Source organism: Pseudomonas sp. GZD-222, from assembly GCF_049310525.1.
GTDB lineage: Bacteria > Pseudomonadota > Gammaproteobacteria > Pseudomonadales > Pseudomonadaceae > Aquipseudomonas.
In genome coordinates this window covers 23,752-33,993 of record NZ_JBMOWO010000042.1, presented here as the reverse complement: position 1 = coordinate 33,993, position 10,242 = coordinate 23,752, and the positions used below count along the sequence as shown (strand labels likewise).

At 61.9% G+C, this 10,242-nt stretch carries 8 protein-coding genes; 1 reads left to right on the top strand and 7 read right to left on the bottom strand.

Going from position 1 to position 10,242, the window contains the following annotated elements:
• Positions 1 to 2 precede the first annotated feature (2 nt).
• From ACO6VD_RS07175 to ACO6VD_RS07165, 3 genes are read right to left on the bottom strand one after another with little or no spacing between them, the layout of a single operon-like run.
• The gene (locus ACO6VD_RS07175) at positions 3 to 275 is read right to left on the bottom strand and encodes a phosphopantetheine-binding protein (protein WP_422417961.1); all 273 of its coding nucleotides are present in this window, start codon (positions 273 to 275) and stop codon (positions 3 to 5) included.
• A complete protein-coding gene (locus ACO6VD_RS07170; protein WP_422417960.1) occupies positions 250 to 1,062 on the bottom strand; it encodes a lysophospholipid acyltransferase family protein in 813 nt (270 codons plus the stop codon). The genes ACO6VD_RS07175 and ACO6VD_RS07170 overlap by 26 nt, the downstream gene beginning before the upstream one ends.
• Complete coding sequence (locus ACO6VD_RS07165; protein ID WP_422417958.1) at positions 1,038 to 1,760, bottom strand: beta-ketoacyl synthase chain length factor; 723 nt, start codon at positions 1,758 to 1,760, stop codon at positions 1,038 to 1,040. Before ACO6VD_RS07165 ends, ACO6VD_RS07170 begins: the two co-directional genes overlap by 25 nt.
• A 316-nt stretch (positions 1,761 to 2,076) precedes the next feature.
• Here ACO6VD_RS07165 and ACO6VD_RS07160 point away from each other — a divergent pair, with 316 nt between their 5' ends.
• Complete coding sequence (locus ACO6VD_RS07160; protein ID WP_422417957.1) at positions 2,077 to 2,850, top strand: ParA family protein; 774 nt, start codon at positions 2,077 to 2,079, stop codon at positions 2,848 to 2,850.
• On the opposite strand, the gene trxC is transcribed toward ACO6VD_RS07160, so the two are convergent.
• From trxC to ACO6VD_RS07140, 4 genes are all read right to left on the bottom strand, one after another.
• Positions 2,847 to 3,281 carry a thioredoxin TrxC gene (gene trxC, locus ACO6VD_RS07155; RefSeq protein ID WP_422417956.1) on the bottom strand — a complete coding sequence of 145 codons (435 nt, stop codon included), beginning with the start codon at positions 3,279 to 3,281 and terminating at the stop codon, positions 2,847 to 2,849. The two genes, ACO6VD_RS07160 and trxC, sit on opposite strands and share 4 nt — an antisense overlap.
• Before the next feature lie 138 nt (positions 3,282 to 3,419).
• Positions 3,420 to 4,880, bottom strand: coding sequence for a protein adenylyltransferase SelO (gene selO / locus ACO6VD_RS07150; RefSeq protein WP_422417954.1), 1,461 nt, complete (start codon positions 4,878 to 4,880; stop codon positions 3,420 to 3,422).
• A gap of 58 nt (positions 4,881 to 4,938) precedes the next feature.
• Positions 4,939 to 8,292: a mechanosensitive channel MscK gene (gene mscK, locus ACO6VD_RS07145; RefSeq protein ID WP_422417952.1), complete on the bottom strand. Its 3,354-nt coding sequence runs from the start codon at positions 8,290 to 8,292 to the stop codon at positions 4,939 to 4,941.
• A 39-nt stretch (positions 8,293 to 8,331) separates the two neighbouring features.
• Positions 8,332 to 10,074 (bottom strand): potassium/proton antiporter, encoded by a 1,743-nt coding sequence (locus ACO6VD_RS07140; RefSeq protein WP_422417950.1) that lies wholly within the window; start codon positions 10,072 to 10,074, stop codon positions 8,332 to 8,334.
• Positions 10,075 to 10,242: the final 168 nt, after the last annotated feature.

Here is a 10,242-nt window from a genome sequence, read left to right as displayed (position 1 = left end):
TCTCAGGCGGCCTGTTTGGCGGTGACGAAAGCGGCGAGGCTGGTCACGCTGGTGAAATGATTGCGGGTGTCCTTGGCGTCGGCGTCGATCTTGATGCCGTACTTTTTCTGGATGGCCAGGCCGAGTTCCAGTGCGTCCACGGAGTCCAGGCCAAGGCCTTCGCCGAACAGGGGTTGATCGTCGTCGATATCGTGGGCGCTGATGTCTTCCAGGCCCAGCGCCTCAATGATCAACAGCTTGATGTCACGGTTAAGTTCTTGCTGTGGAACGCTCATCTGTGGCGAGCTCCTTGATGAAATACTGGTGCAGGTAATCGTTGAGTTTACGCGAGGCTTGGGGCGCGGGCCCCAGGGCCGCGAACGCCTGCGGGTCGATATCGTCACCGATGTGCAAACTGAAGTGCACCCTGCGCAGCGGGATGCGGTACCAGGGCTCGGCTTTGGTCAGTGTCGCGGGGCTGACCTTGATGGTCACCGGTGTAATGATCTTCGCACCGCGCAGGGCAATCGCGGCGGCGCCGCGATGAAAGGCGGGCGCCTGGCCGGGCGGGGTGCGCGTGCCCTCGGGAAAGATGATCAGGGTCTGGCAATCGTGCAGGGCATTTACGGCACTGTCGAGCATCTCCATGCTGCCGTCGTTGCTGATGTACTGCGCCGAGCGCACCGGCCCGCGGGTAAAAAAGTTGTCGAACAGGCTCTGCTTGACCACGCAGTTGGCCTGGCGCACCAGGCCGATCAGAAACACCACGTCGATCAGCGAGGGGTGGTTGGCCAGGATCATTTGTCCGGGGCGCCCGAGTTTGTCTGCGCCACGCACTTCGTAGGTCAGTACGCCAGTGACGGACATGAAGCGGATGAAGCGCCAGAACAGCCAACTGATGATGCGCCGGACCCGTTGCCGATGGCGCGCGCGGTCACCGGGCAGGCAGGTCAGCAGCGGAAATACCAGGACGCGCAGACACAGGCCGCCAACACCGAACAGAGCGAAGCTGAGAGCAGTGGCCAGCAGGCGCCAATAGTAGTGGTCTTGTGCCTGGTTCACGGTTTGCGTCGCCAGTGCCATGTGCGGCGCTTGCCGGGGTGGGTCCAGGCCGTCTGGTCGGTCAGCAGATTACGCAGCCAGCTCAGGGCATGCGGCGGGTTATCTACAGCGGAGTTTGCGCTGTCCTGCGTGCCCAGGGCCAGGGTCCAGCCATCACCGGGGGTCAGCAGCATGCCCAGCGCATAGTCGAAGGGTACGTCGTCAACCCAGGCGCGATACGCCTCAGGCGCTTGTTCTTCGACGATGATCAGCAACACCGCGGGGGCGCCGTCGTGCAGCAGGCCAGCGGCTTCCAGCAGCCCTTGCTCAAAGCCATCTGCGGCGGCGGCAATTGCGCTCATCTCGCTGGTTTCGCCACGCATGATCGACCACAGACCAATGACGGCATTGTGCACCGAGAGGCTGAACTGGGTAGGCGAGAGCGGTTGCTCCAGGGCCACGTCACTGAGGATGGCATAGGTGCGCGGGGTTTCACCGTGGCGCGAGACGAACACCAGCGGCAGGTCTTGCAAGCCATCGGCCAACGGCCAGCCAACGGCGAAGGCCATACGCGCCAGATGACTCAGGCGGCGGCGTTGCATGGCGGGCAAAAACGACACATCCGGCGCCTGGTCAGTTGGCGTGAAGTCCTGCGTTGCCTGGCTCCAGTGCTGCCAGTCGGCAGTCGTCTGCAGGCCGGGCGCCCAGGCTCGCCACTGGCTGATGTCGAATGTGATCACGATGCTTGTTTCCCGCCCTGAGGGACTTCCTTGCCGAGACTATGACTCGCAGCTAACGAACTGGCAGGGTGTGGCGCAATCGCCGAGTGGCGCGCATTATCCCGGTGACTCTGGCGTGTAGCAAATGCTCGATGCAAATTCACCCGCCTGTAAAAGACCTCGAATGACCAGATTCGTCAGGTTGGTCAGATTTTTCCCGACAGACGGCAGTAATCGGTTGTCGGTCGATTCCTTGGCAACTTGAGGTAGGCGGTACTGGTCAAGCCCGCGCCGGCACCACATACTCGGGCATTCCCAGACACACGGAGGTCTTTCCATGCGGCGCGTGGTGTTCAATCAGAAAGGTGGTGTGGGCAAATCGAGTATCGCCTGCAACCTGGCGGCGGTGAGTGCCAATGAAGGCTATCGAACCTTGCTGATCGACCTGGATGCACAGGCCAACTCTACCCAGTACCTCACCGGCCTGACCGGCGAGGACATTCCCATGGGCATTGCCGACTTCTTCAAGCAGACCCTGTCATCCGGGCCGTTTGCCAAGAAGAACAAGGTCGATATCTACGAAACGCCCTTCGACAACCTGCATGTGGTGACCGCCACCGCCGAGCTGGCAGACCTGCAGCCCAAGCTCGAAGCCAAGCACAAGATCAACAAGCTGCGTAAATTGCTCGATGAGCTGGACGAGGATTACGAGCGGATCTACCTGGATACGCCGCCAGCCCTGAACTTTTACGCGGTTTCCGCGCTGATCGCCGCTGATCGCGTGTTGATTCCCTTCGATTGCGACAGCTTTTCCCGCCAGGCACTGTATGGCCTGCTGGCCGAAATCGAAGAACTCAAAGACGACCACAATGAAGGTCTGCAAGTCGAAGGGATTGTCGTCAACCAGTTCCAGGCGCGGGCCAGCCTGCCGCAGCAGATGCTCGACGAACTGCTGGCTGAAGGCCTGCCGGTGCTGCCGGTGTACCTCAACAGTTCGGTGAAGATGCGCGAGTCGCACCAGGCCAACCTGCCGTTGATTCATCTGGAACCCCGCCACAAGCTGACCCAGCAGTTTGTCGAGCTGCACGCGCTGCTCGAAGAAAACGCCTAGACCCCTTGGCTGCGTAGCCACTCCAGGAGTTGCTGGAGTGGAAATGCGCCGCTCTGGCGCGCCACTTCGCGGCCGTTCCTGAACAGGATCAGGCTGGGAATCGAGCGAATCGCCAATTGTCCCGCCAGTTGCTGGTTGGTCTCGCTGTCCAGCTTGGCCAGGCGACAGCGCCCGCTCAGCTGGCTGGCGGCCTGTTCGAAGATGGGCGCGAACGATTTGCACGGCCCGCACCAGTCGGCCCAGACGTCGATCAACAACGGCAGGTCGCCCTTGATCTGGCTGGCGTAGTCGCCTTGCTTGAGGTCGAAAGGTTTGCTCAGCAGCACCGGTTTTTTGCAGCGGCCGCATTTGGGCATGTCGCCAAGGCGCTCACCGGGGATGCGGTTCAGGCCGTTGCAGTGAGGGCAGGGGATTACTAGCGGGTCAGTCATTGGTACTCCAGGATTTAGCTCAGACCTGTAGGAACGGATTCACCGGGGCGCCGGACCGCCGCGATGGCCTGTGTAGCAGGCCCATTTTTGGGGTCGCTACGCGACCCATCGCGGATGAATCCGCTCCTACAGACAGGGTCAGGACGAGCAGCTGATTTCCAGATGTTTGCCCCACTCCGGCGGCCGTTCGGCATAGGCCTGCATTCCCGGCTGCTCCTCGAACGGCTTGCACAGCACCTGATGCAGGCGCCGCACTTCTTCGTAATCACCGCCTTCGGCGGCCTCGATGGCGCGTTGGGCCAGGTAGTTGCGCAGGATGTACAGCGGGTTGACCGCGTGCATGCGCTCGCGGCGGCCTTCGGCGTTGTCGGGTTCGCGGGCGATACGGGCCAGGTAATCCACGGCCCAGCCATCGAATCCGGCGAGGTCGATGAAGTCATCGCGTACCACGCGTACAGCCTCCTCGGCAGGCTGATCGCCCAGCTTGCGGAAGAACAGGGTGTAGTCCACCGCGCCGGGCTGCATCAGTTGCAGTAGCCGTTCGATCAGCGCTTTGTCACCGTCCTCTGCTTGCAGCAGACCGAGGCGACGGCGCATCAAATGCAGGTAATGGGCCTCGTACAGCGGCAGGAACAACGCCAGGGTTTCTTGCAGCGCCTCGACACTGATGAACGGTGTCAGCGCCTGGGCCAGAGCACTGAGGTTCCAGTGGGCGACCGGTACCTGGTTGCTGTAGCTGTAGCGGCCCTGATCGTCGGAGTGATTGCAGATGAAGTTGGCGTCGAAGTCATCGAGAAAGGCAAACGGCCCGAAGTCGAAAGTAATGCCGAGGATCGACATGTTGTCGGTGTTCATCACCCCATGGCAGAAGCCATAGGCCTGCCACAGGGCAATCAGCTCGGCATTGCGCTCGACGATGGTGCGAAACATCGCCAGGTACGGCTCGGGTTCGGTCTGGCACTCGGGGAAATGCAGGCTCAGCACATGCTCGGCGAGAATCCGCTGCTGCTCGGGCTGACGGGTGTAATAGAAATACTCGAAATGACCGAAGCGCACGTGGCTGGGCGCCAGGCGCAGGAGCATCGCCGCGCGTTCCTGGGTTTCGCGCCATACCGGTGTGCTCGAGCCGATCACGCACAAGGCGCGGCTGCTGGGGATACCCAGCGCGTGCAGGGCTTCGCTGGCGAGGAACTCGCGGATCGAGGAGCGCAGTACCGCACGGCCGTCGCCCATGCGCGAATACGGGGTCTGGCCGGCACCCTTGAGGTGCAGGTCCCAGTGTTCGCCCGCGTCGTTGTAGACCTCACCCAGCAGCAGGCCGCGGCCATCACCCAGGCGTGGGTTATAGCCGCCGAACTGGTGCCCGGAATAGACCATCGCCCGTGGTTCGGCTTCGCTCCAGAGTTTATGTCCGCCGAACAGTTCGGCGAACACCGGTGAGTGCGCTTCGGTCGGCTCCAGGTCCAGCAGGGCCATGGCGGCCTCACTGGCCACTACCAGGCGCGGTTCGGCAATCGGTTCGGGCAGTACCGAAGTAGAGAAAACGTCGCCCAGGCGGGCAAAACGGTTGTCGAAGGTCAGTTCGTCGAGGGCTTTCAACGGCCATCTCCAGCAGAATATCCGATCATTCTGCAAGGGTATGGCCGTCGACGTCCAGTCAGGCGGGTTTGCCAGGCGCCGCGTTGTTCGGCTTGTCGTCGTCGCTCAGGGGTTGAATCACGGTCTTGTCCAGATTTTCCACCGGAACCATTTTGTATTCCTGGCCCTGCATGTTCTTCAGGTAGACCTCCATCTGCCGGAACGAGATGTTGATCTTCTGCTTCTTGAATTCCTTGTTGATGAAGCGGTTGATCTCATCCAGTACCGGGTTGCGGTCACCGAGGTCACGCACGTGCATGCGCAGTTCGTGGTCCAGGGTGCTCTCGCCGAAGTTCAGGAAGTAGACAATCGGTTCAGGCTCCTTGAGCACCCGCGGGTTGTCGTTGGCAGCCTTGAGCAGCAGGGTACGCACCAGGTCGAGGTCCGAGCCATAGTCGACACCGAGCTTGAGGGTGACGCGGGTGATGGTGTCGGTCAGCGACCAGTTGATCAGTTGCCCGGTGATGAAGGTCTTGTTCGGGACAATGATGTCCTTGCGGTCGAAGTCGGTAATGGTCGTGGCGCGGATACGGATCTTGCTCACCGTGCCGGACAGGTTGCCGATGGTGATGGTGTCGCCGATACGTACCGGGCGTTCGAACAGGATCATGATGCCGGAGATGAAGTTGGCGAAGATCTCCTGCATACCGAAGCCCAGACCCACCGACAGCGCGGCCACCAGCCATTGCAGTTTGTCCCAGCTGACGCCCAGTGCCGACAAGGTCGAGACAAAGCCGACCCCGGCAATCACATAAGACAGCAGCGTGGTGGTGGCATAGGCACTGCCCTGGGCCAGGTTCAGGCGCGACAGCACCAGTACTTCGAGCAAGCCTGGCAAGTTGCGCGCCAGGGCAAAGGTAATGCCGATGATTACCAGGGCGCCGAGCATGTCGCTGAGGCTGATCGGTACCATGCTCATGGTCGCGCCGGTGCCGCTGGTGTACTCGTACAGGGTGATGTTGTCGAGGTAGGCCACCACACTGATCAGGTCGGACCAGACCCAGTACAACGCGGCGATGAAGCCGCCGAGCAGGGCCAGGCGGATCAGGCGCAGGGATTGCTGGTTGACCTGCTCGATGTCCAGGGTTGGCTCTTCGACGATGACTTCGCCATCCAGGCCTTCCTTGGTGGTCGCCTGGCGCTTGCTCAGCGCCCGCTGATAGGCGAGGCGTCGGGCAGCCACGGCCAGGCCACGTACGAACGCAGCCTCGATCACCAGCCACAGCATCAGCAGGTAGAGGGTGTCGATCAGGCGGTCGGTGAGCTTCAGCGCGGTGTAGTAGTAGCCGAAGCACACCGCGATGAACAAGGCCACCGGCAGGGCCGTGAAGGCCACGCCCACCGCCTGGCGGAACAGCGAGGTGTTGCGGTGCGCCGGGCTGCTGAGCAGCAGGCGACTGAGCAGCCAGGCCATCAAGGCGTAGCAGGTCAGTACCACACCAATGCCGAGCACATCGTCAGCCAGCGCCGAAGGTTGGTGCTCGGCCACGGCGACCACGCCGACCAGGGCCAGCACCACCGCGCCAAGACGGCGGATCCAGCGGCGCAGGAACTCGACCTGCGACTTGTCCCAGCGGAAATGCAGTTCGGCCACGCCGCCTGGGGCCAGCACGCGGTAAGCGGTATAGAACACCAGCCAGGCTTGAGCGATCTGCCACAGGGCGGCACCGAGGTTGGCGTTCTGCCCGCGGGCGTCGATTTGCAGGGCATAGCCGCACAAGGCCAGGCCCATGCTCAGGGGCATGGCCAGGAGAATATTGATCAGGATTGCCTGGGGCGTGTGCCACTGGCTGTCGCGCTTGAAGTGGCCGACGTCCTGGTGAACCTTGTTCAGGCGCTGGTACAGGTATTTGCGCCGCCACAGCAAGGCGCCGATCAACAGCAGCAATGGCAGGAACAACAGCGGGCGCTGGGTCAGGCCGTCACCCAGTTCTTTGATACCAGAACCCCACGGCAAGCTGACCAGCTGTTTCTGCAGGCGCTGGGGGACCGCGCGCAGCCATTCCAGGTCCAGTGGCTTGTTGCTCGGAATCCAGAACATCTGCTCGTCGAGCGTGGTGCGCAAGCTCTGCGAGGTGCTCAGCAGCTGCTTTTCGTTCAGTTGCAGGGTGATCGATTCATTGAGCAGGGCGCTCAGTTCACGGTTCAGGCGTTCCAGCAGGTCGCTGCGGGTAATCGCCACTTCCAGCAAGGCTTTGCGCAATTGCGGGGTGACGTTTTCGTCAGGTTGATTGGCCAGCAGTTTGTCGACGTAGGCACTCGGGCTGGTGATCTGCTCGCGCTGCTGGTTGATCTCGAACTGGTACAGGCGGATATCGGCGATCTGGTCGGCGAGGTTGCGGTCGACCTTCAGGTGCGGCAGCGCCTGTTTCTGCTTGTAGAGGATCTTCGACAGCAGCAGGCTGCCCTTGAGCACACTGATCTGTTCTTCCAGGGCCTGGTCGGCCTGGGTCAGGCTGTCCAGTTGCTGCTTGGTCTTGAGGTTCTGCTGGGTCAGTTCATTGAGACGGTCGGTGCTGCGCAGCAAGTAGTCGGAGAGCTTGAGGTTGGCTGCACTTTCGGTGGCCAGCAAGGTACTGCCGCCGGCTTTTTGCGCTTCGATGGATTGTTCGGTAACGGTTTGCTGGGACTGGGCCAGGCGTTTCTGGTTGATCAGTGTCTGCAGGTCCTGGATTTCCTGTTCAAGGCGCGCGGTGCGTTCGATCAGCAGGTCGTGCTGACTGTTGCCCAGGTCTTGCAGCAGGCTGTTGCCGGCCAGTTCCTGGCGGCGCAGCAGGGTCACGGCGTTGATTGCGCCCAGTTCGGCGTTGAGCTTGTTGCGCTGATCGGCGGTCAGCGGCTTACCGCCATCCTTGCCGACCTTGAGGATGTTGTTGATCTGCTGTGCGCGGGTCTGGTTGGCGCTGATTTCAGCCTGGGCGCGCTCCGGGCGGGTCTGCGAGGTGATGGTCAGGCTGTTGGCTTCAGACAGGGCCTTTTGCAGTTCGCCCTGTTCAGTGCTGCGCTCGGCCAGCAACTGCTCTAGCTGCGGCACCGTATGCGCGGCATAGCGCTGGGCTACCGGAATCACCTTGCTGTCATTGAGCTTGGCCAGTTCGCGTTGGTTCTCGCTGGTCTGGCGCGGCGCATCGCTGAGCTGTTGCTTGAGGGCGACGAGTTTTTTCTCGCTGTCTTCCTTGGTGCCGAGGAAGCTCAGAGTCTGTTCGAGGACTTGTTGCAGGGCCTTCTGCTCGGCTTCGGGCAGTTTGCGCTCGGCGATCTTGTCCAGGCTGTGTTGAACGGACGCACGGGTTGGCGGTTCCGCCGCCCAGGCGTAGGAGAGTGACAGACACAGCCCGAGCAGGGCTGCGCATATGGAGGTGCGCAGTGACATAGGCAGAAAATTCTTACAACCAGAGGCGAAGTTTGCAGTTTAAAGGAACAACCCAGGGCCGGGTCGAGTACCTTCGGGGAATTTGACGCCCACTTTGCTGATCTTGTTCCCTTCCATCACCGCCACCGTCCATAGTGTGTTGTTCCATTCGATCTGGTCGCCGACCACCGGTGCACCGCCAACCTTCTGGGCGATGAAGCGGCTGAGTGGCATATGCGCGTCCTGGCCATCGAGCTGCAAACCGTACAACGCCGCTACAGCCCCCAGTTCTGCGTCACCTTCGAGCACGAAGTCACCAAAGAAGCGCAAATCGAGACCGCGTTGCGGGGCCTGGCTGAACAGCTTGCCGAGGGCCGGCAGGTTGTGTTCATGGCCGATCACACAGAGCAAATCGTCGACTTCCAGGGTGGTACTTCCCGACGGGTGGAGCAGTTGCTGGCCACGAAACAGGGCGGCGATACGCGTGCCTTCGGGCATTTTCAGCTCGCGCAGGGCGGCACCGATGCACCATTTTTCCGCACCGAGGCGGTAGACGAACAACTCCCACTCGCTGGTGATGTGCACTTCCAGGGCCGAGCGCGAAATCGGCGCCGGGTCTGGCGGTACCGTGACCTTGAGCAGTTTGGCCACCCACGGCAGGCTGGTGCCCTGGACCAGCAGCGAGACCAGCACGATAAAGAACGCCAGGTTGAAGAACAGCTGGGCATCGGGCAGCCCGGCCATCAACGGGAACACCGCAAGAATGATCGGTACCGCGCCGCGCAGGCCGACCCAGGAGATAAACCCTTTCTCACGGCCATGGAAGGCCTTGAACGGCAGCAGGCTGACCACCACCGACAAAGGCCGGGCGAAGATGATCATCCACAACGCCAGGCCCAGAGCCGGGAGGGCGATGGGCAGCAGGTCGTGCGGGGTGACCAGCAGGCCAAGGACCAGGAACATGCCGATCTGCGCCAGCCAGGCCATGCCGTCGAGCATGTGCAGAATGCCGTGGCGGCTGCGGATTGGCCGGTTACCCAGCACCAGGCCGCACAGGTAGACGGCGAGGAAGCCACTGCCGTGCAAGGCGTTGGTCAGCGAGAACACCACCAGGCCGCCCGCCACCACCAGGATCGGGTACAGACCGCTGGCAAGGTTGATGCGGTTGACCAGTTGCAGCATCAGCCAGCCGCAGCCGAGGCCCATCAGGCCACCGATGCCGAACTCGCGCAGCAAGTGGGTGAGCAGGCTCCAGTGCAGGCCGGTCTGGCCGCTGGCGATCATGTCGATGAGGGTGACGGTGAGGAACACGGCCATCGGGTCGTTGCTGCCCGATTCGATCTCCAGGGTCGCGGTGACCCGTTCGTTCAGGCCCTTGCCGCCGAGCAGCGAGAACACCGCCGCGGCGTCGGTGGAGCCGACGATGGCGCCGATCAGCAGACCCTGGATCAGGCTCAGGTTGAACAGCCAGGCGGCGACCAGGCCGGTTAGCGCAGTGGTGATCAGCACACCGACCGTGGCGAGCGACAACGCTGGCCACAGGGCCACGCGGAAACTCGCCACGCGCGTGCGTAAACCACCATCGAGGAGGATGACCGCCAGCGCCAGGTTGCCGACCAGGTAGGCGGTCGGGTAGTTGTTGAAAATGATGCCGCCACCATCCACGCCGGCGAGCATGCCGACGGCGAGGATGATGACCAGGATCGGAATGCCCAGCCGTGATGACAGTGAGCTGACCAGAATACTTGCACCTACCAGCAATGCGCCGATCAAGAACAGGCTATTGATGGTGGACGCATCCAAAGGCAGTACTCCGGGGAAAAGCAGGAAGGGGGCGGTTTGCTGTGGATAAGCAGGTCGCGTGCCAAGGATTCTAACCTGAGGGGTTGGCGGGCTGTAAAGGGTTAATCGCAGGCACAAAAAAGGCACCCATCGGATGCCTGATCTGTATTGCTTGAGCGAGCCTCAGAC

Coding starts and splice junctions, on each gene's coding strand:
- ACO6VD_RS07175 (WP_422417961.1), bottom strand. CDS start 275: ATGAGCGTTCCACAGCAAGAACTTAACCGTGACATCAAGCTGTTGATC.
- ACO6VD_RS07170 (WP_422417960.1), bottom strand. CDS start 1,062: ATGGCACTGGCGACGCAAACCGTGAACCAGGCACAAGACCACTACTAT.
- ACO6VD_RS07160 (WP_422417957.1), top strand. CDS start 2,077: ATGCGGCGCGTGGTGTTCAATCAGAAAGGTGGTGTGGGCAAATCGAGT.
- trxC (WP_422417956.1), bottom strand. CDS start 3,281: ATGACTGACCCGCTAGTAATCCCCTGCCCTCACTGCAACGGCCTGAAC.
- mscK (WP_422417952.1), bottom strand. CDS start 8,292: ATGTCACTGCGCACCTCCATATGCGCAGCCCTGCTCGGGCTGTGTCTG.